20 protein-coding genes are annotated in these 22,394 nt (G+C 71.5%); 7 read left to right on the forward strand and 13 right to left on the reverse strand.

Annotation, left to right across the window (positions count from 1 at the left end; genetic code table 11):
- The first annotated feature begins 303 nt into the window (after positions 1–303).
- Complete coding sequence (locus DI269_RS07305) at positions 304–975, forward strand: hypothetical protein (RefSeq protein ID WP_112134440.1); 672 nt, start codon at positions 304–306, stop codon at positions 973–975.
- A gap of 251 nt (positions 976–1,226) precedes the next feature.
- On the opposite strand, the gene DI269_RS07310 is transcribed toward DI269_RS07305, so the two are convergent.
- Together DI269_RS07310 and DI269_RS07315 are read right to left on the reverse strand one after the other, a co-directional pair.
- Positions 1,227–1,529 carry a DUF3073 domain-containing protein gene (locus tag DI269_RS07310; protein WP_112134441.1) on the reverse strand — a complete coding sequence of 101 codons (303 nt, stop codon included), beginning with the start codon at positions 1,527–1,529 and terminating at the stop codon, positions 1,227–1,229.
- A gap of 297 nt (positions 1,530–1,826) precedes the next feature.
- A complete protein-coding gene (locus DI269_RS07315) occupies positions 1,827–2,897 on the reverse strand; it encodes a Glu/Leu/Phe/Val dehydrogenase dimerization domain-containing protein (protein ID WP_112134442.1) in 1,071 nt (356 codons plus the stop codon).
- A gap of 155 nt (positions 2,898–3,052) precedes the next feature.
- Here DI269_RS07315 and DI269_RS07320 point away from each other — a divergent pair, with 155 nt between their 5' ends.
- The 4 genes from DI269_RS07320 to DI269_RS07335 all read left to right on the forward strand — a co-directional run bounded on the left by DI269_RS07320 (position 3,053) and on the right by DI269_RS07335 (position 6,250).
- Positions 3,053–3,886: a hypothetical protein gene (locus tag DI269_RS07320; RefSeq protein ID WP_112134443.1), complete on the forward strand. Its 834-nt coding sequence runs from the start codon at positions 3,053–3,055 to the stop codon at positions 3,884–3,886.
- Between the two features lie 207 nt (positions 3,887–4,093).
- Positions 4,094–4,315 (forward strand): BldC family transcriptional regulator, encoded by a 222-nt coding sequence (locus tag DI269_RS07325; RefSeq protein WP_112134444.1) that lies wholly within the window; start codon positions 4,094–4,096, stop codon positions 4,313–4,315.
- A gap of 541 nt (positions 4,316–4,856) precedes the next feature.
- Positions 4,857–5,384 (forward strand): hypothetical protein, encoded by a 528-nt coding sequence (locus DI269_RS07330; protein ID WP_112134445.1) that lies wholly within the window; start codon positions 4,857–4,859, stop codon positions 5,382–5,384.
- Entirely contained in the window at positions 5,384–6,250 is an 867-nt protein-coding gene (locus DI269_RS07335) for a PrsW family glutamic-type intramembrane protease (protein ID WP_112134446.1), read from the forward strand. Before DI269_RS07330 ends, DI269_RS07335 begins: the two co-directional genes overlap by 1 nt.
- Before the next feature lie 358 nt (positions 6,251–6,608).
- On the opposite strand, the gene DI269_RS07340 is transcribed toward DI269_RS07335, so the two are convergent.
- Positions 6,609–7,517: an HhH-GPD family protein gene (locus DI269_RS07340; RefSeq protein ID WP_112134472.1), complete on the reverse strand. Its 909-nt coding sequence runs from the start codon at positions 7,515–7,517 to the stop codon at positions 6,609–6,611.
- A gap of 174 nt (positions 7,518–7,691) precedes the next feature.
- Here DI269_RS07340 and DI269_RS26865 point away from each other — a divergent pair, with 174 nt between their 5' ends.
- Complete coding sequence (locus tag DI269_RS26865) at positions 7,692–8,354, forward strand: hypothetical protein (protein WP_157974817.1); 663 nt, start codon at positions 7,692–7,694, stop codon at positions 8,352–8,354.
- 39 nt (positions 8,355–8,393) lie between these two features.
- Here DI269_RS26865 and disA read toward each other — a convergent pair whose 3' ends face one another.
- The 10 genes from disA to DI269_RS07400 form a co-directional block, all read right to left on the reverse strand.
- Positions 8,394–9,590, reverse strand: coding sequence for a DNA integrity scanning diadenylate cyclase DisA (disA, locus tag DI269_RS07355; RefSeq protein WP_112134449.1), 1,197 nt, complete (start codon positions 9,588–9,590; stop codon positions 8,394–8,396).
- A gap of 116 nt (positions 9,591–9,706) precedes the next feature.
- Complete coding sequence (locus DI269_RS07360; protein WP_112134450.1) at positions 9,707–10,300, reverse strand: hypothetical protein; 594 nt, start codon at positions 10,298–10,300, stop codon at positions 9,707–9,709.
- Positions 10,301–10,544: 244 nt separating this feature from the next.
- Positions 10,545–12,143, reverse strand: a complete 1,599-nt coding sequence (locus tag DI269_RS07365; RefSeq protein WP_232822663.1) for a glycoside hydrolase family 13 protein — start codon at positions 12,141–12,143, stop codon at positions 10,545–10,547.
- A complete protein-coding gene (locus DI269_RS07370; RefSeq protein WP_112134451.1) occupies positions 12,140–13,477 on the reverse strand; it encodes a Gfo/Idh/MocA family protein in 1,338 nt (445 codons plus the stop codon). Before DI269_RS07370 ends, DI269_RS07365 begins: the two co-directional genes overlap by 4 nt.
- Before the next feature lie 4 nt (positions 13,478–13,481).
- Positions 13,482–14,324 (reverse strand): carbohydrate ABC transporter permease, encoded by an 843-nt coding sequence (locus DI269_RS07375; protein WP_112134452.1) that lies wholly within the window; start codon positions 14,322–14,324, stop codon positions 13,482–13,484.
- Positions 14,321–15,250, reverse strand: coding sequence for a carbohydrate ABC transporter permease (locus DI269_RS07380; RefSeq protein ID WP_112134453.1), 930 nt, complete (start codon positions 15,248–15,250; stop codon positions 14,321–14,323). The genes DI269_RS07375 and DI269_RS07380 overlap by 4 nt, the downstream gene beginning before the upstream one ends.
- Positions 15,250–16,623 (reverse strand): ABC transporter substrate-binding protein, encoded by a 1,374-nt coding sequence (locus tag DI269_RS07385; RefSeq protein WP_157974818.1) that lies wholly within the window; start codon positions 16,621–16,623, stop codon positions 15,250–15,252. Before DI269_RS07385 ends, DI269_RS07380 begins: the two co-directional genes overlap by 1 nt.
- A gap of 132 nt (positions 16,624–16,755) precedes the next feature.
- A complete protein-coding gene (locus DI269_RS07390; RefSeq protein WP_112134455.1) occupies positions 16,756–19,587 on the reverse strand; it encodes a tetratricopeptide repeat protein in 2,832 nt (943 codons plus the stop codon).
- Positions 19,580–20,221 carry a DUF4241 domain-containing protein gene (locus tag DI269_RS07395; protein ID WP_112134456.1) on the reverse strand — a complete coding sequence of 214 codons (642 nt, stop codon included), beginning with the start codon at positions 20,219–20,221 and terminating at the stop codon, positions 19,580–19,582. Before DI269_RS07395 ends, DI269_RS07390 begins: the two co-directional genes overlap by 8 nt.
- Positions 20,222–20,391: 170 nt before the next feature.
- On the reverse strand, positions 20,392–21,405 hold the full coding sequence (locus DI269_RS07400; protein WP_112134457.1) for a family 43 glycosylhydrolase: 1,014 nt from the start codon (positions 21,403–21,405) through the stop codon (positions 20,392–20,394).
- Between the two features lie 145 nt (positions 21,406–21,550).
- Here DI269_RS07400 and DI269_RS07405 point away from each other — a divergent pair, with 145 nt between their 5' ends.
- On the forward strand, positions 21,551–22,288 hold the full coding sequence (locus DI269_RS07405) for an SDR family oxidoreductase (RefSeq protein ID WP_112134458.1): 738 nt from the start codon (positions 21,551–21,553) through the stop codon (positions 22,286–22,288).
- The last annotated feature ends 106 nt before the right edge of the window (positions 22,289–22,394 follow it).

The raw sequence follows: 22,394 nt of genomic DNA on the forward strand, positions 1-22,394 counted from the left end.
GCCTCCACCTGGCCGGCCGTCGCCCACGAGGTGGCCCCCACCGGCGAGTCGTCGAAGGGGTGGGTGACGAAGAACTCCTCCTCGCCGTGCTGCGGACGGCCCGCCACCCAGATCGGCGAAACGGGACGGAGACGTTGCGACATGGCTCCAGAGTACGGGCTCGCGCACTCGCGGCGCTGCCGTTGGGGTCCGCGAATCCGCGCGGGTTCCCAAGCCCCCGACCGCGGAACGACCCGCGCAGGACCGGTGACCGGCTCCGCAACCCGGGTGCGCCCATTTGCCCGACCAAGGCATGATGAGGGCATGAGTGAACAGCAATCAGGTGCGGGATATCCCCAGCAGCCCATCTCCGCACAGCCCGGGCAGCAGCCCTACGCCCAGGCGCCCTACGCCTCCCCGCAGGCGCAGTACCAGGCCCAGCAGCAGTACGCGGCCTACGCCCCTCCGGCTCCGTCGCTGTTCGACAAGCTCGGCGTGCCCTCGCTCCCGGCGATCCTGGGCCTGGCGGGCCTCGGCGCCCTGGCCCTGTCCGGCCTCATCACCGGCACCTCGGACTCCACCGAGCTCCAGGTCGACGTCGCCTCCCACCTGTTCGGGCTCCCCTCGGTCCTGACCGCGGTGATCGTGGTGTTCGCGCTGGCCCTGTTCACCGGCGAGAAGCTGCGGTCCCTGTGGAAGGCGCTGACGGTGGCCGGCACGGCCGTGTTCCTGGCCGGGTTCCTGTACGACCTCTTGTCGCTGCCGGACGGCTCGTCGGGCTCGGACGCGTCGGCGTGGATCGGTGCGCTCCTGCTCATCGGCGCCTACGCCCTGTTCGTCTCCGGTGCGCTCCTGGTCCCCGGCTCCGCCGCCGCCGTCCCGGCCGCGGCTCCGGCCGCCCCGCCTGCCTACCCGACCGGTCAGCAGCCCGCGGTCCCGCCGGCCGCCGCGCCGCAGACCCAGCAGAACCAGTGGCCCCAGGCGCCGCAGCAGTAGCCGCTCCCCGAGCAGCCGAAGAGGCGGCGTGACCGGATCTCTTTCAGATCGCGGTCGCGCCGCCTCTCTTCGTGCATATTGGATATCGCGTCGTCCGCCGACATCCGAAGTCTTTGCTCCAGTGACGCTCCCGGGCCGTGGACTCGCGGGGAGGCCCGACGGCGGGAGCGGGGACCGGGCCGGCGCAGTGGAGGCGCATGCCCGTGCTGGATATGGAGATTGCGGAGATCGGTCGGGCGGGCCCGCCACGCTCACGGCGGACGTCCGGTCGTGCTGGCACGAACCGGCGGCGTCCGCGTGGGCCGCAGTGCTAACTGCTTCTTCGGCGGGAGCCAGTCATCCTCGCGGAGATCGTCTTCGTCTCCGTCGTACCGATCGTCGGCATAAGCGGCGTACGGGTCCGGCTCCTCCTCAGGAGGCGGCTCAATGTCGACCTCGTCCTCACGACCGGTGCCTAGCTCGCGCTCAAGCGCGCGCAGGTCGGTGTTCGGAGCATGGTACTTGAGCTTCCGGGCCACTTTGGTCTGCTTTGCCTTAGCTCGGCCGCGCCCCATATGGCTCGACCCCCTCGCACAGAAATCATCGGGGCAGCCGTTAAGGCGCCCCGGAATGCTTGCAATCTCTTCGTGGCTCCTACGGTACAGCCTCGCAGCGCCGGACTGCATCCCGGCCCATGAGTTGGATGCCACAGATTACCGGCGATGACCACCAGACCGGGACGAACATCCGTCCGAATCGCGAGATTCGTTCTCACCATCCGGAATCGCCTGGTTACGCTGCGCAAGCCGTGCCCGGGGGATCCTATACGATATACGAAATATCCTATAGGATCCCCCCGGTGTGCTCGGGTGCTAGCGGAACAGCCGCAGGCGCTGGAGCCGCCCGACGGCGGCCATGCGCTCTTCGGCCAGGGCGTTCGCCGCGGCCACGGGGGTGGTGCCCTCGCCCTTGGCGCGGTCGAGGATCCGGCCGGTGGTCTCGAAGATCCCGGCGGTGCGCCGCTCGGCCCGCTTGAAGTCGAAGGCGCCGTCGTACTCGTCGGCGACCTGGATGACGCCGCCGGAGTTCACGACGTAGTCGGGGCAGTAGAGGATGCCGGCCCGGTCGAGCTCGTCGGCGATCTCGGGGGCGGCGAGCTGGTTGTTGGCGGCGCCGCACACGATCTCGGCGTCGAGGGCCTTCAGGGTGCCCTCGTTGAGGACCCCGCCGAGGGCGCAGGGGGCGTACACGTGGATGCCGGAGGCGATGAGCTCGTCGGCGTCGGCCACGATGCGCACCTGGGGGAACCGCTCCTGCGTCCAGCGGATCGCCGCGTCGTTCACGTCGCACGCGACGACCTCGGCGCCGGCCTCGATGAGGTGGGGGATGAGGTGGCGGCCGACCTTCCCGAGCCCGGCCACGCCGACGGTGCGCCCGGCGAGGTCCACGGCGCCCCAGCGGTGCTGGGCGGCCGAGCGCATCGCCTGGAAGACGCCGAAGGCGGTGAGGATCGAGGAGTCGCCGGCGCCGCCGGCCTCGGGGCTGCGCCCGGACACGTGGCGGGTCTCGCGCGCCACGTGGTCCATGTCCTCGACGTAGGTGCCGACGTCGCACGCGGTCACGTAGCGCCCGCCGAGCGACTCGACGAACCGGCCGTAGGCCCGCAGCAGCGCCTCGCTCTTGTCGGCGACCGGGTCGCCCCAGATGACGGCCTTGCCGCCGCCGTGGTCGAGCCCGGCGATCGCGTTCTTGTACGCCATGCCCTCCGACAGGTGCAGCACGTCGGTGAGGGCCTCCTCCTCGGAGGCGTACGGGTAGAAGCGGGTCCCGCCGAGGGCGGGGCCGAGCGCGGTCGAGTACACCGCGATGATCGCCCGGAGCCCGGTGTCCGGGTCGTGGCAGAACACGACCTGTTCGTGGCCGGTCGCGTCGAAGATGCTCATGGCTTGCTCTCCAGTTTCTTCTCTAGGGGTTCGGGCCCCGGAGCGCGGTGCGCGCCGGGCGGCGCCCCAGGGGCGCGGCCGGGTCGCGGCCGCTTCCTCGTCGTAGCGCGGGTATGCCTACGCCACCAGCATATGACTATGGAAGTATCTGCCTCGTGTACGCACCGAACGCGTCCTATCTGCGCGTCTACGAGCCGGCCGTCGCCTTCGCCGACGCCGGCTACTGGCGCGCGTACGCCGCTTCGGGGCGCGCGGTCGACCCGCTCGACGGTCCCAGGGTCCGACGGGAAGCACTGTACGAGCGCATCGGATGGCCCTGGCGGGGCGTCCCCTCCTTCGGCCGCGAGGCGTACGTCATCGCCCGCGGCGAGGGCGACCCGCTCGTGTGCCCGTGGAACCTCCGCTACCGGATCGCCTCGGCCGCCCTGGAAGTGCGCCGCCTGACCCCCGAGGCCGTGGCCGAGGCCCTGTTCCCGCCCGAGTTCCTCTCCTCCGCGGCCGAGATCGTCGCCCTCGACGACGGCTCGGACCGCCACGAGGCCCCCGCCGACGCCCACGAGCACGTCGCGTCCTGGTCGGTGCCGCTGCGCTGGTTCGCGTGCGTCCGCCCCGAGGACCGCGAGCTCGTCATCCAGCCCGGCCTCGGGATCCTCCGCTACCGGACCCCGATCGCCAAGTCCCGCACCGGCCTCGCCGTCGCCCGCAACCTGGTGCGCTCGGAGTTCGGGGAGGGCGCCGAGCTCGCCGAGGCCCTCGCCGAGACCGGCCAGTGGCTCGACGGCTTCCACCGCGACTCGGTCGTCGAGCTCGACTACGGCGGCCTCGTCTCCAGGATGGAACCGGACGAGCTCCGCGACGAGGACTCGGTCGACCTCACCTGGCAGGCCCTCGACCACCTCGGCGCCTCCGAACCCGAGGAGGCGCAGGAATGCTATGCGCGCCTTGTCGACCGATGGCGTGATCGTCGTCTCGCGGAAAGACTGAACTGACCTCGCCTCCCGCCGGGCCCCGGGCCCGCTGCCAGGATGTTCGCTTGTGGAGTGATCACTCGGATGAGCGATCCGAGCGGAAAGTCCAAGCAAAATCGGCCGTTCGGCCTATGTCGGACATCTACGACAGGCCGGACGATTGCAGAAGGAACGAATCAAGGCTCGGCAGCCGGTGATTCGCAGCCCGTGTGTGGAGGAGAACGAACGATGACGACAGAGCTGAACCTTCCGGTGGAATCCGAAGCGCTGCTCACCCCCTCTGAGGTCGCCGCGATGTTCCGCGTCGACCCCAAGACCGTGACGCGTTGGGCCAAGGCCGGCAAGATCTCCGCGATCCGGACCCTCGGCGGCCACCGCCGCTACCGTGAGTCCGAGATCCGCGCGCTGATCAACGGGGACATCCCGGTGCAGCGCGAGGCCGCCGACTAGCAACCGCAAACCGCCTCCCGCCACCGACCAGGCGACGAGGCCTGAGGAACCAATCCGAGGCCGGGCCACCCTTCCGGCCGCCGCCCCATCGAAGCCGTGGTCCCACGGCTCGGTCGATCCGACCGACGAGGCAGCGGGCCCTCCCTCAGGGCCCGCCCCGACGGACCACAAGCGGAACGCGACGCCGGCCGCAGACCCCTGAACCAGGTCCCGGCCGGCAGACGCCCCGCCCCGCACCACGAGCCGCCGCGCCCCGGCGGCTTTTTTCACGCCCCCGAACTGTCGTACCTCTATGTCAGGGTTTTGACCGGGGGCCCATCGATCCTCCGACCATGCGGCGTGCCCGCGAACCGCGCGCCCGGCCCGAATGTCGGACCCCCGTGTCAGGGTGTTGACCGCGCAAATCTACGGCTCGCAAGCTTCGCCGAGGCCGGGGCCCGCGACACGGCCCTCCGAGGCTCTGCCCCTGCCCTCGAATCGACACCGCCCATACCCGGGCATTACCGATGCAATGCCGCGAACCGCATGCGACGCTTGAAGTGTGTCCCGTCTGAGGAGCCTCGCCGTCGCCGCGGCCGTCGCCGCCGCGGTCCTGCTGTTCGCGCTCGCGGTCCCGCTGCTGAACAAGGCCGTCTCCCCCACCGTCGACGTCGGCGGCGAGCGGTTCACCCTCGCGGGCGTCACGATCACCGCCCCCGACGGCACCCACATGCGCCCCGGCTACTACCGGCCCGAGTCCGGCCGCGCCGAGTTCCTCGTCGGCGACGCCGAGGTCGATGTCGCCGTCGCCGGCCCCTACGGCTTCGACGCCGAGTACCTGGCCGGCGAGATGGCCCGCCTCCTCGAAGTCCAGCCCGGCGTGCGCCTCACCGAGCCCAGGTCGTGCGCCGCGAACGGCGTCGAAGGCGCCGGGCGCGGCTTCGTCACCGAGACCGGCACCGGGTTCGCGTGCGCGTTCGTCCACGGCGAGACCCGCGCCGAGGTCACCGCCCGCGGCGCCACCCTCGACGCCGGCACCGTCGACCGCATCGACGCGCTCATCGCCCGCCTCTCCTTCGGGGCCGCCTGATGCGCCCCGACCCCACCTCGCCCGCCCAGTGGACGGCCGCGCTGCTGACCGGCGCGGCCGCGATCCTGCTGCTGTACAACACCCTCCCGGTCGCCCTCGCCTACCCGCGGGCCGGCACGACCGCCCTGGTCCTGTTCTCCCTCTTCGCCGTCCCGTTCTGGACGATGCGCCGCCGCCTCGCGGGCCACCTCGCCCTCCCCGGCGCCGCGCTCCTCGTCGGGCTCGTCTGGGGCGCCACCGTCGCCGTCATGACCTCCCTGTTCGGGTCGCGGGCCCTCCACGGGCTCTTCGCGACCGCGTGGGGCCCGGCCTGGGCCGAACGCTGGGCGCCGGTCCTGGCCGCGCCCGTGGTCGAGGAGGTCGTCAAAGCCGCCGGGGTGGTCCTGGTCGTCGCGATCTTCTGGGGCCGCCTGCACGGCGTGCTCGACGGGATCGTCCTGGGCGCCTTCTGCGGCGTGGGCTTCCAGATCGTCGAGGGCTACGCGTTCGCGATGTCGAGCACCGTCGTCAACCGCGCCGGGGACGTCGTCGAACCGGTCATCGCCGTGTTCATCGTCCGCGGCGTCCTCGCGGGCCTGTGGAGCCACGCGATCTTCACCGCCATCGCCGGGGCCGGGATCGCCTACGCCGCCACGCGAAAGACCCGGCGGTCGGCGTGGATCGCGGCCGGGGCCGTGGCGGGGGTGATCGTGCTGCACGCGGTGTGGAACTCGCCGCTGCTGCGCGACGGCCTGGGTCTGGGGGCGCTCGGCGTCCTCGGCGGGATCATGCTCAAGGGCCTGCCCGCGGTGCTCGTGGTGTGGTGGCTCGTGCGCTGGGCCAAGCGGACCGAGGCCCCGATCGCGGTCGCGGCGGCGAACACGTAGCAATGCCGCCCGGGTCTGAGCGCGCGGTACCCCGACGGCATTGCCGTTGCCCGGTCGCGTCCGCCGCTGTCGGCGTCCGCTCCTGCGTGGCCCGCTTTTCGGGCGGCCGGTCCGCGGTCGACGCGACGGTAGATGGCGCGAGCCGCGTCGTCGTGTTCCTGGCCGGCCGCTCGGGGGCGGCCGCGCGGTAGGCGGTCGGTCCCGGCACCGGTGGTGAGCCGGACCCGGAGGGTCCGTCCGGTGCCCCGCCGCGGTGACCGGCGGGGTTGGACCCGGGGCCGCCGATCCTTCGGATCGGTGCCGACCGAGCTTCGTGAAGTTCTCTCAACTCCCACGCTAGCAGCGGCCGGAGCGTTTGTCACCGACTCGGGAGTTCGAATCGTCCCGTCTCGTCGGTGCCGATCAGGCCGTCCTCGATCAGCTGCGCGACGGCCTCGTTGACCATGCGCTGATCGGTCCAGACCGCGTCGATCCGGGCCCGCTCCACGGGCCCGTCGGCGTTTCGCAGCAGCGCCATGATCTCGCCGCGCACGTGCCGGTTGGTCCCCTTGTAGCGCTGGCGCTTCCGGCTCGGGCCTTCCGGGAGCTCCTGGCCGGAGAACCCGCACGCGTCGGTCACCGGGCAGGTGCCGCACTCGGTCTTGCGGGCGGTGCACACCAGGGCGCCGAGCTCCATGAGCGCGAGCGAGACGCGCGCGGCGGTGGCGGCGTCCTCGGGGAGGAGCGACTCGGCGGCGGCGAGGTCGGCCTTGGAGGTGGCGTTCCCGGCGTCGCTGCGGCCGCCGAGGCGGGCCACGACGCGGCGGACGTTCGTGTCGACGACGGCGTGGCGCCCGCCGTAGTGGAAGACCGCGACCGCGGCCGCGGTGTAGTTGCCGATGCCGGGGAGCTTCTCCAGCTCGGCCGGGTCGGAGGGGACGACGCCGTCGTGCTCCTCGGCGACGATCTTCGCGCACTCCTGGAGGCGCAGGGCCCGGCGCGGGTAGCCCATGCGGCCCCATTCGCGCAGCACGTCGGCGGTGGGGGCGGCGGCGAGGTCGGCCGGGGTCGGCCAGCGCTCCATCCACGCCTCCCAGACGGGCGCGACGCGGGCGACCTGGGTCTGCTGGCTCATGATCTCGGAGACGAGCACGCCCCAGGCGGTGGTGCCGGGGCGGCGCCAGGGGAGTTCGGTGCGGTTGTGGGCGTCGAACCAGGGGAGGAGGCGCTCGGCGAGCAGGTCTGGAGAGGGCAGTGCCGGTTCGGTCGTTTCGGTGGCGGCGCGCATGTCCCCCATTGTCGGCGCGGGGTCCGACAGTCGGCGAGGCGGGTTGCGGGCACCCCGAATGGTCGGAGGATCGATGGGCCCCCGGTCAAAACCCTGACATAGGGGTACGACAGCGGGTGGACGAGAGGCGCGTAAATCCGCTGGGGTGGGGTCGGGCTGCGTTAGCGTCCCCGCGTGCAGGGTTTCAAAGGCAGGTTCGTGAAGGGCTCGGAGCCGGAGTCGGTCTACTGGAAGCGGCGGGGGATCGTGGCCGGGGTGGTGCTGGCGCTGATCCTGCTGACGGTCATCGGGTTGAACGCGTTCGGCGGGGGCGGCGACGAGCAGGACGCGGGCGTGGAAGCGGATGCGGCCCAGCAGGAGTGGACGGCGCCGACGCCGTCTTCGACGGCCCAGCGGCCGTACATCCCCGAGCCGTCGGAGTCGGCGAGCGAGTCGCCGTCGCCGACCGCGGCGCCGGTGGCGGCGTGCCCGGCCGAGGAGCTGATGCTGCAGGTGGTGGCGGCGTTCGGCGAGGTGCGGTCGGGTTCGGAGGTGCCGGTGAGCGTCCTGGTCGCGAGCAGCGCGGACGTGCCGTGCACCGTAGACCTGCGTTCGGTCGCGGTCGAGCTGGCGGCGGGGTCGGACGTGGTCTATTCGACGGCGCACTGCGAGACCCCGCAGGGCGAGGAGGTCGAGTTGAGCGACGGCGCGGGCCAGACCGTGGAGTTCACCGTCGACGGGCTCGCCTCGGACGAGGGCTGCCGGGGCGCGCGCCGCGAACTCCCGGCGGGCGACTACGAGCTGCGGGCGCGCCTGGGCGACGCCGTGTCGTCCCCGGCGGCGCTGAAGCTCACCTAGCGGGCGGTCGACCCCGCCGACGGCGAACGGTCGGCCGGGTCAGAGGTACCGGTCGAGGATCGAGACCTCGGCGAGGCGGGTGAGCGATTCGCGGATGCTCTGGGCCCGGCCGGGGCCGACGCCGTCGACGTCCTGGAGCTCTTCGACGGTGACGCCGAGGAGTTCGGGGAGGGCGCCGAAGCGGTCGACGACGCGTTCGATGACGGCCTCGGGCAGGCGCGGGACCTTCGCGAGCATCCGGTACCCGCGGGGGCTGACGCGCCGGTCGAGGACGTCGGGCGAGTTCGGGTAGCCGAGGGACCGGGCGACGGCGATGAGGTCGAGGAGTTCGGGGGAGCTCATCTCGTCGACGGCGCGGAGGGCCTTGCGGTGGTCGGCGTCGTCGGGCAGGTAGTCGCGGACGACGAGTTCGCGGTCGGTGTCGACGCCGGCCATGAGCTCGTCGAGCTGGAGGGCGAGGAGCCGGCCGTCGGTGCCGAGTTCGATGACGTGGCCTTCGACCTCGTCGGCGATGTGGCGGGCCATCTCCAGGCGCTGGAGGACGGTGACGGCGTCGCGCACGGTCACGAGGTCTTCGATCTCCAGGCTGGAGAGGCTGGCGGCGACCTCGTCGAGGCGCAGTTTGTAGCGTTCGAGGGTGGCGAGGGCCTGGTTGGCGCGGGAGAGGATCTGCGTCGAGGGCTCCACGAGGTGGTGGATGTCGCCCATGTACAGGCCGATGGTGTGCATCGACTGGCTGACGGAGATCACGGGGAACCCGGTCTGGATGGCGACGCGCTCGGCGGTGCGGTGGCGCGTGCCCGACTCGTTGGAGTGGATCGAGGGGTCGGGCATGAGGTGGACGCCGGCGCGGACGATGCGGGCGCCGTCGGTGGTGAGCACGACCGCGCCGTCCATCTTGCAGAGTTCGCGCAGGCGGGTCGCGGAGAACTCGATGTCGATCTCGAAGCCGCCGGTGCAGATGCGCTCGACGATCGTGTCGCATCCGACGACGATCAGCGCGCCGGTGCGGCCGCGGAGAATGCGTTCCAGGCCGTCGCGCAGCGCGGTGCCGGGCGCCATGGTGGCCAGGGTCGCGCGCAGGCCCTCGTCCGGGATCGACGCCACGGGTACCCCCAATGCTGGACGGTCCGCCGGCGCTGCCTGCCGGGCGGTTGAGGCGACCCCTCGCCCAGGGGTGGAGCGGTCGGGTCGCCTCCAGTGTACGGATCGGCCGCCCGGGGCAGGGACCGGCATTTGGGGCAAGCCGCGCATCCCGGCTGGTGGCAACGGCCTGGTTGGCGCTGTTGCGGTGCGGCGGAGGGGGTTTCGCCGGCGGCGAACACCTGCGGCGGGCGGGGCCGCGGCGTGTCTCAGAGGCGGTCGACGACCTGGACGTGACCGGGCGCGTACGAGGCGAGGCGGGCGAGGAGCTGCTGCGGTTCGGGCGCGAAGTCCTTGCAGCGCACGGCGAGGTCGAACCCGGCGACGAGGCCCTCGGTGGCCCGGTTGGCCTCGCGGAGCACGGACCGGCCGAGGAACCCGGGCCGGTCGGAGCCGCCGCGGCCGAGGTACACGTCGGCGGCGAACAGGAGGTAGGAGGTGCCGCGGCGCTTGGAGCCGACGTGGATCGCGGCGAGCTCCTCGATGTTGCTCCACGGGATCATGAGCGCCTTGCCGAAGCTGGGGCGCACGCGCAGGCCGAAGTGGTTGACCATGAGCTTCGGGGGCCGCACGAGCGGCACGAGGAAGCAGGCGGCGCCGAGGACGGCCATGACCGTGAAGAACCCGGGGAGCGCCGCGACGGGGTTGGGTTCGCCGGAGTCGAGGCTCGCGGGCTCGGTGTGCACGAGCCAGTAGAGGGCGGCGATCCCGGCGGCGCAGGCGCCCGCGTACAGGGCGAGGGACGAGATCCGACGGGTGGGTGAACTGCGCTCGACGACGACCCATTCCGAGCTCCTGCGCACGGCTCACCTCCCGATCCGCAACTGTAGTCAGCCGCGTCGAATCGCGCCACGGCCGAACGGCGGATTCAGGGCAGGGGCAGAGCCTCGGAGGGCCGTGTCGCGGGCCCCCGGTTCAACACCCTGACACGGGGGTCCGACATTCGGGCCGGGTGCGCGGATTGCGGGTGGTTGGCGGGCACGCCGAATGGTCGGAGGATCGATGGGCCCCCGGTCAAAACCTTGACATAGGGGTACGACAGTTTGGTCAGGTGCGGAGCCAGGCGGTGGTGTCGGGTGGGAGGGTGGGTTTGCCGGTGGGGGTGGTGGGGAGTTCGGCGCTGGCGAGGAGGGGGGTGCCTGCGGGGAGGTCGATAGGGGCGTCGGTGAAGTTGATGATGCAGGTGAAGCCGGGGTCTCTTGTGAAGGCGAGGACTCCTGGTTCGGTGTCGAGCCAGTGCATCGGGCCGTCGCCGAGGGCGGGTTCGTTGCGGCGGATGCGCAGGGCGAGGCGGTAGAGGGAGAGCATCGAGGCAGGGTCGGCGAGTTGGCGGGCCGCCGTAAGGCCGCGCCAGTCGGCGGGCTGGGGGAGCCAGGAGCTGCCGGTGCCGAACTCGAACGGTGGGGCGTCGCCGCCCCAGGGGAGCGGCACCCGGCAGCCGTCGCGGCCGAGATCCTTTCCCTCAGTGCGCCGGAACACCGGGTCTTCGCGCGCCTCGGCGGGCAGGTCGAAGACCTCGGGGAGGCCGAGCTCGTCGCCCTGGTAGACGTACACGCTGCCGGGCAGCGCCATGCTGAGCAGGGCCGCGGCGCGGGCCCGGCGCACCCCGAGGGCGCGGTCGGTCGGGACGTCGTGGACGCGTTTGGTGAAGCGCGTGTCCTCGCGCCCGTACCTGGTGGCGTGCCGGGTGACGTCGTGGTTGGACAGGACCCAGGTCGCTGGGGCACCGACCCGCGCATGCGTGGCGAGAGTCTGCTCGATGACCGAGCGGAGCGCCCCGGCCTCCCACGCGCACTTGAGGAACGCGAAGTTGAACGCGGTGTGCAGCTCGTCAGGCCGCAAGTACATCGCGAACCGGTCGGGGTCGGCCACCCACATCTCGCCGACGAACGCCCGGTCCGGGTACTCGTCGAGGACGCGCCGCCACGCCCGGTAGATCTCGTGCACCTCCGGCTGGTCCTTATCCGGCTGGCTCCCGGGCCGGGACCCGTTGTCCGCGAACGTCGGCACGCCGGTCTCGCGGACGGGCCGGTCGGGCAGGCCCGCCTGCTTGACGAGGCGGTCGGCGACATCGATGCGGAAACCGTCGACGCCGCGGTCGAGCCAGAACCGCAGGATCGACTCGAACTCGGCGCGGACCTCGGGGTGGTCCCAGTTCAGGTCCGGCTGGGCGGCGTCGAACAGGTGCAGGTACCACTGCCCGTCGTCCACTTGCGACCATGCGGGCCCGCCGAAGCGCGAGCTCCAGTTGTTCGGGGCGTCCCGGAAGTGGAACCGGGCCCGCTCGGGCGAGCCGGGCGGGGCGGCGAGCGCCGCCTGGAACCACGCGTGCCGGTCGGAGGTGTGGTTGGGGACGATGTCGACGATGATCCGCAGTCCGTGCCGGTGCGCGGCGCGGATGAGCCGCTCGGCGTCCCAGAGGGTCCCGAAGACCGGGTCGATCGCGCGGTAGTCGGCGACGTCGTACCCGCCGTCGGCCATCGGCGACACGTACCACGGGTTGATCCACAGGGCGTCGACGCCGAGGTCGCGCAGGTACGGCAGCCGCGACTCGATGCCGGCGAGGTCGCCGACGCCGTCGCCGTTCCCGTCGGCGAAGCTGCGCGGGTACACCTGGTAGACGACCGCGTCCCGCCACCAGCTCACGACCGCCCCCAGTGGACGATGACGCCGTCGAGGCGCGACCGCTCGGCCGCGAACGCCATCCGGTGGCTGTCGAGCGACGCCTCCAGATCCGGTGCGGCGCCGCCGTCCCGGCCCTGTTCGAGGGCGGTGATGAACGCGTCGATGAGCGCCTCGTCGCCGCCCGAGTGCCCCCGGTGGTCGGGCTCCCCGGCAGCCGTCACCGGCCCGGCGTACACCTCGAACACGCGGTGCCCCATGGGTTCGCGCGTGAAGCTCTTCCCCGGCCGCGCCTCGGGCAGGCCGGGCATCTCGGCGGCCGGGGAGAACAGGTCGATTTCCAGGGCGCCTGTGCGCAGGTTCCCGGCGATCTCCCCCGCCGTGCCCGTCAGCCGCACCGTGCGCGTGTTCTGCCCGGTGAACGCCGAGGTCGACAGTACCGCGGTGAGCCCGCTGGGGAACTCGGCGACGGTCTGCTGGTGGTCGACCACGTCGTTGTCCGAATGGAACACGCACCGTCCATAAGGGCCGTGACGCAGTGCCTCGATCCGGCCCGTCGGCGACAGGTCGTCGCCCAGCAGCGCCACCGGCCAGCCGTCCGTGCCCGCCAGCGCCTCTGCGTAGTAGCGGGGCGCGTAGAACGGGCACGAGTCCGCCGCCGGGCACCCGTCCAGGCAGTGCGACGGCGCGCCCGCCGGCGCGTGCTTGGGCTTGAAGTACGTGAGCGACCCCAAGGACGCCACAGTGGACGGCGCCTCGCCCGCGAACCAGCGGATGATGTCGAGGTCGTGGCAGGTCTTCGCGAGCACCATCGGACTCGACGTCGCCAGGTTCCGCCAGTTCCCGCGCACGTACGAGTGCGCGTAGTGCCAGAACCCGATGTTCTCCTCGACCCGGATCGTCACGAGCCGCCCCACGGTCCCCGCGTCGACCAGGCGCCGGATCGTCCGCCAGAACGGCTGGTACCGCATCACGTGCCCGATCCAGATGCGCGCGTTCAACTCCCGCGCCGCCCCCGCGAGCGCGTCGAGGTCCTCCTCGGTCGTCGCCGCCGGTTTTTCGAGGAGGACCGGCAGGCCCGTCTCGGCCGCCGCGACCGCCGCCTCGACGTGCAGCCGGTCCGGCAGCGCGATCACGAACGCGTCCAAGCCGATCGCCCCCGCGTCCGCGACCAGGTCCCGCCAGTCCGCGTACCGGTGCTCGTCCGGGACGCCCGCGCGCTCGCCGAGCCGGTCGCGCCGATGCTGCTCCGGATCGGTCACGGCCGCGACGGCCGCCCGTTCCGGATGACCGATCGCCCAGCGCCCGTACGTGTCCGAGCCCCGCGCCCCGGCCCCCAGGATGCCCAGTCGGATCATGCGCTCACCCTTTCTCCGCGCCCGACGTCAGCCCCGTGACCAGGAGCCGCTGCGCCAGGAAGAACCCCGCGACCACCGGGACGGTGATCGCGATCGACCCCGCCATGAGCACCGTCGTCGGCACCGAGAACTCGGTGAGCTGCGCGATCCCCAGCGACACCGTCCACCGGTCCCGGTCGGCCACGAGGAACAGCAGTGCGAACAGGTACTCGTTCCACGCGATCATGAACACGTACAACGCGGTCGCCGCGACGCCCGGCAGCGCCATCGGCAGGACCACGCGGCGGATCACCGCGAGCCGCCCGCACCCGTCGATCATCGCCGCCTCCTCTACAGAGGACGGTACCGCGACGAGGTAGGTGCGGAGCATGTACAGCGCCACGGGCACCGTCTGCGCGACGTACACGAACACCAGCCCCGCCAGGCTCCCCGTCAACCCGATCCGGCTGAGCAGCACGAACAGCGGGACCGCCAGGACGATCCCCGGCAGCAGGTACACGCCCAGGAACACCACGTTCACCACGTCGCGCCCGAAGAACCGCAGCCGCACCGCCGCGTACGCGCCCAGGACACTGAGGACGATCGCGAGCGCCGCCGTGGCGAGGGCGACCTGGAGCGAGTTCCACATGTTCCCGCCGAGCCCGTACTCGGCCATCGCGGTCGGGTAGGCGTCGAAGGTGATCTCGCCGGGGGACGGGAGCAGGTCGAGGGGCTCGGTGAGGACGGATTGGAACGGTCGCAGGGACAGCAGGAAGCCGTACAGGAGCGGTCCGGCCGTCACGACCACGGCGACGGTGATCACGGCCCAGCGCAGGACGCCGAGGATGCGGTCTTCGGTGCTCCTCATGCCTTCTCCCGCTTGATCATCCAGGCGTAGACGGCGACCACGACGAGGAGCATCCCGGTCATGATGAGGCCGGTGGCGCTGGCGGTGCCGATGTTGGCGCGCACGACGAGTTCGGAGTAGACGCGGACGGCGAGGACTTCGGTGCCGCCGGCGCCACCGGTGAGGAGGTAGATGTCGTTGAAGTTCTGGAAGGACCACAGGAAGCGCAGGACGGCCAGGAGCGCCATGACGCCGGCGAGCTGCGGGAGGAGCAGGTGCCAGAAGACGCGGGTCTTGCCGGCGCCGTCGATCTGGGCGGCTTCTTCGATGTCGCCGGGGACGACTTGGAGGCGCGCGGTGATGAACAGGAACGCGAGGGGGAACGTCTTCCAGACTTCGAACGCGATGACGGTGGTGAGCGCGACGGGGATCTCGAAGGGGCCGACGTCGCGGCTGGTGGTGGTGAGGAACGCGATGGGCTCGGCCCAGCCGAGCCATTCGGTGCCGACGGCGTTGACGAGGCCGTAGCCGGGGTTGAGGAGGGTCTTCCAGATGGTGGTCGCGGCGACGACGGGGAGGATGTAGGGGACGAGGACGAGCGCCCGGATGAGGCCGCGGCCCGGGAACGGGTGGCGGAGGGCGAGGGCGACGGCGAGCCCGACGAGGATGGCTCCGGCGGAGGAGGCCGCGGCGTAGGTGACGGTGGTGGTCGCGGCGGACCAGAACCGGGGCGAGCCCCACACGGTGGCGAGGTTGTCGGTGGTGAACACGAGCTCGTCGAGGTAGAGCCGCGGGATGTCGACGAGTCGCACATCGAGGAACGCGAACAGGACGACCGCGAGGAACGGCAGCACCGCGAACGCGAGCACTACGGCCATGGTGGGTGCCACGAGAAGTCGGCCGTCGCGGTCCTCGCGCCGCGACATCGTGAGCGGTTTGGCGGCCATTAACCGAGGTCCTGTTGGGCCGCCTCGACTGCTGCTGCCATGGAGGCGGCCACTTCGGCGGGGTCGGCGCCTTCGAAGAGGGCCTCTGCCTCGGTGGCGAGGATCGTCTGGGAGAAGACGATGCCGGCGAGTTCGGCGTCCTCGGTGCCCCAGCCCCAGCGGGTGAACTCCTCGGCGCCCGCGGCCATGCGGTCGACCAGTTCAGGGCCGTAGACCTGGCCGATCGAGACTTCCTGGGTGTCGTCGTTGCCGAAGGGCAGCTCGGCCCAGGCGTCGAGGTACTCGGTCGAGCCGGCCTCCGGGCCCGGGCGGACCGGTATGCGGCCCTCGGTCGCCGAGGCGAGGTTCTCGACGTACCCGTCGGAGAGCATGTACTCGACGAACGCCTTCGCGTCCGCGGTGTTCGCGCCCGCGGGGATGCCGTAGTTCGTGGTCTGGCCGTACACCGAGGGCGTCTCGCTCCCGTTGCCGGTGAACGTGGTCAGGTAAGCGGTGTTCTCGGCGAGGAACCGCGGGTTGTCCGCGCATTCGGCGCAGGTCACCGGGTTGTCCACGTCGAGGCCGGCCGCCTCGTCGACGAAGTGCGAGGAGAACAGCACCATCGCCGCCGACCCCGACAGGTACCCGGCCCGCGCCGCCTCGACGTCCACTTGCGCCGGTCCGGCCGCCGCGGCGAGGCGCTGGTAGGTCGCGAGGCCCTCGACGCACTCGGGCGAGTCGATCGCGACCTCGCCGTCCACTGCCAGTTGGCACCCGAACGGCAGCAGCATCGACTCGATGCCCTCCTGCGTGTACACGTCGCCCGGCGTGGTCCCGATCGCGATGCCCGCCAAGCCGTCCTCTTGCAGCGCCTCGGCGGCGGCCGCGATGTCGGCGACCGACTCCGGCGGCTCCAGGCCCGCGTCGGCGAACAGGTCGGTCCGGTACGCGATCATGTGCCCCCACCCGTCGGAGGGCACCGCGTGGAGCGAACCGTCCACGGTGACCATGTCGAGCGCGGCCTGCGAGAACGTGTCCGCACCGAGCGAGTCGACGATCTCCTGCGGCACCTCGTCGTCGAGCAGTCCCTGCGCGGCCCACGCGGCCGTGCTGGACGGGTTGTGCGCGATGACGTCGGGCACCTCGCCCGACACCGCGCCGGTGACGAGCGTCTGCCCCATCTGGTCGGGTTCGAGCGGCACCATCTCCACCTCGATCCCGGTGGCCTCGGTGAACGCGTCGATCACCGGCTGCTGCGCCGCGATCCGCTCCGGCGTCGTGTACGGGGTCCAGAAGACCACCGAGCCGTCGCCCTCCTCGGATTCCTCTGGGCTGCAAGCCGATCCGGCCAGGACCAGCGTCGCGGCCGCCATGCAGGTCATCATTGTCCTCATAGCCGCTCCTAAGGGGCGAATCGGCGCGAACAGCATCCAATCCGCACTATAGCGGCCGAGGGTGGTCGAACGGTACCCCTGCGTGCGCAAGGATGTTCGCCTTTTCGGGTCCCGGAGGGTCTCGCCCGGCCGTCAGCCCTGGCTGGCCGCAAGGTTGCCGCGTACGAGCTCGGCTCTCGGATGGTCGGGCCCGAGCGCCCGTTCCACGTCGATGAGCAGCTCCGTGTACGCGGCCGTGGCTTCGGCCATGTCTCCCGTTGCCGCACTGCGGAAGTGGGTGAGGTTGTTGCGGGCCAGGAGCGTGTCCTCATGGTCGGGGCCGAGCACCCGGATCTGGTCCGGGACCAGTGCCGCGTATTCGGAGGCCGCTCCGGCCGCGTCGCCGCCGAGTCCGAGCCAGCGCGCGTGCTTGAAGCGGGTGTCGAGGGCGCTGGGGTGGTCGACGCCGAAGACCCTCGTCTTGATCGCGAGCAGCTCTTCATGGGCGGCGATCGCGGCCTCGTAATTCTCCGTCTCTCCGAGGCACTCGCCGATCTCGGATCGGGTGGTGAGGGTGTCGGGGTTGTCGGGGCCGAGGACCCGCGCCTGGTCGGGCAGCAGGTGTTCGAGTTCGAGGAGGGCCGTGGCCTGATCTCCTGAGGTCTTGCGCCAGGCGGCGAGGAATGCGCGTGCGTCCAGGGTCCGGGAATCGTCCGGGCCGAACGCACGGATCCAGTCGGGTACCAGCGCCGCGTAGTCGGCGACCGCGCCGGCGGCGTCTCCGGCTTCACCGCGCACCCACGCGAGGTCGTCGCGCCCCATCAGCGTCGCGGAGTGATCGGGGCCGAGGATTCGCAGGCGGTCGAGGACCAGCTCCTCGAAGGCGGCGACGGCCCCGTCGGCGTCTCCTGCCTTGGCCCGCCACCAGGCGGACCGCCCTCGGACCCCGAGGGTGTGCACATGCTCGAAGCCGAGCGTCCGGGTGAAGTCCACTTCGAGCCGGTCGAAGTACGCGGTGGCCTCCGCCGGACGGTTGCGCATGCCGAGGCTGTTGCCCAGATTGAAGAACAGGTCGTGGGCGTTCTCGCCGATCAGGTCCGGTGCGGCGAGCTCGCGGAGCCGCATGCCGCAGGCCCCGAGCATCGCCTCCAGGTCCAGGTCGTCGTCGCCCGAGGGCCAGAGGGCGGCCATCGTGTCCGCAAGCGCCCGTGCGTATCCGCCTCGGGATTCGGCGGGGAGGTCCTTGAGCGCCAGGCGCTGCACGAGCGGGTGGATGCGGACGACACCGCCTTCGGAGTCGACCAGACTCAGCTGGTGGAGGCGTCCGACCGCGGTGTTCACCGCCCAGGCGGTGAGGAGCGCGCCGGTCCGGCCCTCCGTACGGCCTTCGGTGCGGTCGATGTCGGCGGCGAGGGCCTCGATGACCGGATCGGACCGGAGCAGGGCGATGGGGATGCCCGCCGGGTCGAGGAGGCTCATCAGCCTGAGCAGGCCGAGGCAGAGGCCGCTCGGGCGGTGGTGCTCGGTGAGTTCGATCGAGCGTTGCAGCGACTCGGCGAGCGAATGCGGGTAGTCGTCGAAGGCGGTGCCCGGGCACAGGTCGTCGGGGCCGACGGTGCCGGCCGCCAGCATTTGGCGGTAGTCGTCGCAGGTCAGGTCGGGCTGGTTGTGGATGAAAGCGGCGACCTGCGCGAGGGCGAGGGGGAGGTGGCCGAGCGCTTGTGACAGGTCGGCGGCGCCCTTGATCCGCTTGGAGCGCTGGCCGAGTTGATCGCTGAGGTAGGCCGCGGCGTCCTCGGGGGTGAAGGAGCCGACGTCGACCACCGCTCTGCGCGCGCCTCGCCATGAGGCGCTGCGGATGCGGGTGGTGATGACCGTGCGGCCGTGCGAGGACTCCGGAGGCCACAGGCCCACAAGGTGTTTGGGCTCGGTGACGCCGTCGAGGACGATCAGCCAGCGCGGGCCGGTGGGGCGGTCGAGCCAGTCGAGGAACTCGGTGGCGGCCCGCTCCTGGTCGGCTCCGTCTGAGCCGCAGACGCGGACGGCCGCTTCGGCGAACGCGGCGGTGATGGAGGCGCGGCTGTCGGCGGTCACCCAGACCATCAGTTGCAGTGCACTGGAATCCCAGCGCTGCCGGGCGTATGCGGCCGCGATCTGGGTCTTGCCCGTGCCCGCCATGCCTGAGACGACCTGGCAGACCATGGCGTTCGGGCCGTCGGCGAGGGCTGCGGCGACCGCTTGGTCGGCGGGGCGCTCCTGCCTGGCGGCGGCGAGCGGGGGAATCCGGCCGAGGAGGAGGGGGCCGCGCTTGAAGTTGTGGGGGCGCAGGGGGACCGCCGGTGCGGTTGCGGCTGGCGGGGAACTCTGCTGCGGCAGGTGGACCTGGACCGTCTGGCCCTGGATCAGGTTGTGCGCCTGGGGGTTGTCGAGTTGGAACCGGGCATCGTGGTGCTCCATGCCGGTCGCGGCGCCGTTGCCCGGACCGGCGGCAGCGCCGCTCGCCGCATGGTGCGAGGTCTGGGGGGCCGGTCCACCGATGCCGGTGCGCTCGACGAAGTGCCGCCAGGCCAAGCCGACTGCGCCCCTCTCGTCGGCGCGCCGCAGACGCTCCAGGATCTCGGCGCAGACCATGGCGAGTGCGGGCGCGTCGCGTTGGGCGATCGCCGGGCGGGTGTCCAGGGCTCTGAGCAGGTTCGCCCAGCCGGCGGTGCGGAGGACCAGGTCTGCGGGATGCGTCCCGTCGACGAGGGGCCAGGTCAGGGCGCTGCCGGTGAGGAGAAGGCCCGGAATGAGCTCCTGCCGTTCGATGTCACCCGGTAGGAGGACAGTCGCGGCGGCGGCGATGCCTTCCTGGACTGCCGTTCTGATTCCGACCTGGACGCTGACGGCGCGGATCGGTTCGATTCGGGGCGCGGCGCTCTCACGGTCGACTTCGAGCTGTTCCTTCGCCCAGGAGAGCAGTTCGTCGGTGAGGTCCTCAGGCATTGGGGAACAGCAGGAAGTCGGTGACGTAGCCGGTGACCTCGCCGTGCTCGTCGCGGAGGATGAAGGTCGGGTAGGCGCCGTCGCCCCAGCCGGAGCTGAGGACTGCGACGTTCGCGCCGGTCTTCTCGTCGGTCACCGCGGAGACGTAGCCGGGGGCGGTCTCGGGCGGGAGGGGTCTGGGGATGTAGACGGACTCGACGCGGCTGAAGTCCCACTGCCACAGGGCTTTCAGGGCTTCGACGTCGGCGAGGGCGCCGCAGCCGGCGTCGACGGTGTAGCCGATGTAGTCGTCACCTTTGATGTCGTCGGCGGACTCGTCTTCGAGGAGGGCCATCTCCCAGGTGAGCGCGGGCTTGTCGCTGATGCGCAGCTCCAGGAGGGCGTTGCGGCGGTCGATCTGCCTGCCGCGCTTGAACTGGGTTGCGACCCATGCGTACAGGGGGTAGGTGCCGGGGGCGACGGTGACGGTGAAGGGGGCGTCGTCGCGGGTGGAGAGGGGGTCGCAGGCGACGACGTGCCCGGTCGGCAGGACCACGGGATCGAGGGCGCGGGACTCGATGAGGAAGTCCGAGCGCTTCCAGGTGTGGCGGTAGCCGTCGACCATGAGGATGTCGAGATCGGGGTCGTAAACCATCTCCTGATCCTAAGTCCTGGGCGCGACGGCGGGGTCCGGTCAGAAGCCGAGCTTTGGGGGCCTTTATGACTGGTGTGGGAATGGATTGAATGGACTAGTGACTGTTATTGGTGCGCAATGAGATAGCGGTCCGCGAATTGCGCCGGTGCGCGATTCCGGTACGGGTTCGCCTAGTCGCCGTCGAGGTCGGTGCGCTGGCGGAGGACTTTCAGTTCGGTTCCGTCCCATGCCATCTCGTAGAGCTTGCCGCGGGCGTCGGTGAAGGGGCGGTGGAGGACGAGCATGAGGGTGCCCTCGAACGTCGTGAAGAGCATGCCGTGGCCGGAGTCGGCGCGGACGAGCGGTTCTCTTTGCTCCCAAGGGCCTTCGAGGCGGCCGGAGGGGGAGACGGCCCAGGTCTGGACGTAGTCGCCGTCGATGCCGCCGTTCGTGAGCCGGTTCTTCTCGTAGGTGGACCAGAGGCAGACGAGGGCGTCGCCGAAGCGGTGGAGCTGGGGGCCGTCGGTGACGTAGGGGGCGATCTGGTGGGGGACGCCGGCGGGGAGCTCGCGGGTGATCCAGGAGGCGTCGGAGCCGCGGAAGAGGACGATCGGGTCGCCGTCGACCGCGTCGAGGGTGCGGTTGAGGGGGAAGGCCTCGACGGTGCCGTCGATGCGCTGGAGCCATTCGTTGGCGCAGACCATCCAGGGGGCGCCGTCGTCGTCGGTGAAGAGGGTCCCGTCGAGGGTCATGAGCTCGGCCGGGAGGACCGGCGCCTCGGGCCTGACCATGCGGAAGGGGCCGGTGAGGGAGTCGGCGGCGGCGACGATCGTGGAGCGGCGGTAGTTCGCGACCGGGAACGGGGTGCCGTACTCGCCGGGCTGCGGGACCGGAAGGGGCGCATCGGCATCGTGGAGGGTGGTGAAGAGGAACCAGCGGCCGTTCCAGCGGTGGACCTCGGGCGCCCAGGCGCCGTGGACCGCCCAGGGGGCGTCCTCGTCGGCGACGAGGAAGACCGGGACCGGCTCGGCCCAGTCGCGGAGGTTCGGGGAGCGGTAGACCATCGTGCCGACGCCGCGGGTGCCGCTGGAGTCGAGGTTCGAGGTGTAGAGGTGGTAGAGGCCCGATTCGGGGTCGGCGACGATGAACGGATCGTGCAGCGGCATCTCGGGCAGGCGCAGCGGGAAGGCGGTCGGCTCGCTCATGGTGCAAACGCTATCAAGCGGGGGCGGGTGCGGGAACCGGAGATTTCCCGGTTCTTTTGCGCGGGGATGTCACAAACTGGTGGCGGGCCTTGTCTCAGCTGGCGACGGGACGGCACCGGCCGCCCCGCGGAACCGGAGGTTTGCAATGAAGATCGCTGTCATGGGCGGGACCGGGCTCATCGGATCGCAGGTCGTCAAGTTCCTCAACGAGGCCGGGCACGAGGCGGTGCCGCACTCGCCGTCCACCGGCGTCGACCTGATCAGCGGCGACGGGCTCGCCGCGGCGCTCGAAGGCGCGGGCGCGGTCGTCAACCTGACGAACTCGCCGACCTTCGACGAGGCCTCGATCGCGTGGTTCCAGACGAGCATGGACAACCTGCTCGCCGCCGCGGCCGAGGCCGGGGTCGGGCACGCGGTGATCCTGTCGATCGTCGGGGTCGACCAGGTGCCGGACCTTGACTACTACCGCGCGAAGGTCCTCCAGGAGGACGTCCTCAAGGCCGGGCCGGTCCCGTACTCGATCGTCCGGTCGACGCAGTTCTACGAGTTCATGCCCGCGGTGATGTCCTGGACCTCCGACGAGCACACGGTCCGCCTGCCCGCGACCCGCGTGCAGCCGATCGCCTCGGCCGACATCGCGCGGGCCGTCGCCGACACCGCCGCCGGCGCCCCGCTCAACGGCACCCGCGACGTCGCCGGCCCCGAGGTCTTCACCCTCGACCAGCTCGGCCGCATCACCCTCGACGCCAAGGGCGACAAGCGCGAGGTCGTCGTCGACGACACCGCCGGCATGTTCGCGGCAGTCAAGGGCGACGCCCTCATCGCCGGCCCCAACGCCACCCTCGCGACCCTTACGTACCGGGACTGGATCGCGGCGAGCTAGCGGGACTTGGAGTTCCGCTGTTCTGGTGGTGGGCCCTGCGCGCTTGCGCGCAGGGCCCACCACCAGAACGAAGCCGCGGCCGGGATCGGGCGACGGGCGTCTTGGG

Origin of the sequence: Glycomyces dulcitolivorans (assembly GCF_003265355.1) — a bacterium.
GTDB lineage: Bacteria > Actinomycetota > Actinomycetes > Mycobacteriales > Micromonosporaceae > Glycomyces > Glycomyces dulcitolivorans.

What these genes read in the sequence shown, in the direction of transcription:
- DI269_RS07305 (WP_112134440.1), top strand. Translation starts at nt 304, where the DNA reads ATGAGTGAACAGCAATCAGGTGCGGGATATCCCCAGCAGCCCATCTCC.
- DI269_RS07310 (WP_112134441.1), bottom strand. Translation starts at nt 1,529, where the DNA reads ATGGGGCGCGGCCGAGCTAAGGCAAAGCAGACCAAAGTGGCCCGGAAG.
- DI269_RS07315 (WP_112134442.1), bottom strand. Translation starts at nt 2,897, where the DNA reads ATGAGCATCTTCGACGCGACCGGCCACGAACAGGTCGTGTTCTGCCAC.
- DI269_RS07325 (WP_112134444.1), top strand. Translation starts at nt 4,094, where the DNA reads ATGACGACAGAGCTGAACCTTCCGGTGGAATCCGAAGCGCTGCTCACC.
- DI269_RS07335 (WP_112134446.1), top strand. Translation starts at nt 5,384, where the DNA reads ATGCGCCCCGACCCCACCTCGCCCGCCCAGTGGACGGCCGCGCTGCTG.
- DI269_RS07340 (WP_112134472.1), bottom strand. Translation starts at nt 7,517, where the DNA reads ATGCGCGCCGCCACCGAAACGACCGAACCGGCACTGCCCTCTCCAGAC.
- disA (WP_112134449.1), bottom strand. Translation starts at nt 9,590, where the DNA reads ATGCCGGTCCCTGCCCCGGGCGGCCGATCCGTACACTGGAGGCGACCC.
- DI269_RS07370 (WP_112134451.1), bottom strand. Translation starts at nt 13,477, where the DNA reads ATGATCCGACTGGGCATCCTGGGGGCCGGGGCGCGGGGCTCGGACACG.
- DI269_RS07375 (WP_112134452.1), bottom strand. Translation starts at nt 14,324, where the DNA reads ATGAGGAGCACCGAAGACCGCATCCTCGGCGTCCTGCGCTGGGCCGTG.
- DI269_RS07380 (WP_112134453.1), bottom strand. Translation starts at nt 15,250, where the DNA reads ATGGCCGCCAAACCGCTCACGATGTCGCGGCGCGAGGACCGCGACGGC.
- DI269_RS07385 (WP_157974818.1), bottom strand. Translation starts at nt 16,623, where the DNA reads ATGAGGACAATGATGACCTGCATGGCGGCCGCGACGCTGGTCCTGGCC.
- DI269_RS07390 (WP_112134455.1), bottom strand. Translation starts at nt 19,587, where the DNA reads ATGCCTGAGGACCTCACCGACGAACTGCTCTCCTGGGCGAAGGAACAG.
- DI269_RS07395 (WP_112134456.1), bottom strand. Translation starts at nt 20,221, where the DNA reads ATGGTTTACGACCCCGATCTCGACATCCTCATGGTCGACGGCTACCGC.
- DI269_RS07400 (WP_112134457.1), bottom strand. Translation starts at nt 21,405, where the DNA reads ATGAGCGAGCCGACCGCCTTCCCGCTGCGCCTGCCCGAGATGCCGCTG.
- DI269_RS07405 (WP_112134458.1), top strand. Translation starts at nt 21,551, where the DNA reads ATGAAGATCGCTGTCATGGGCGGGACCGGGCTCATCGGATCGCAGGTC.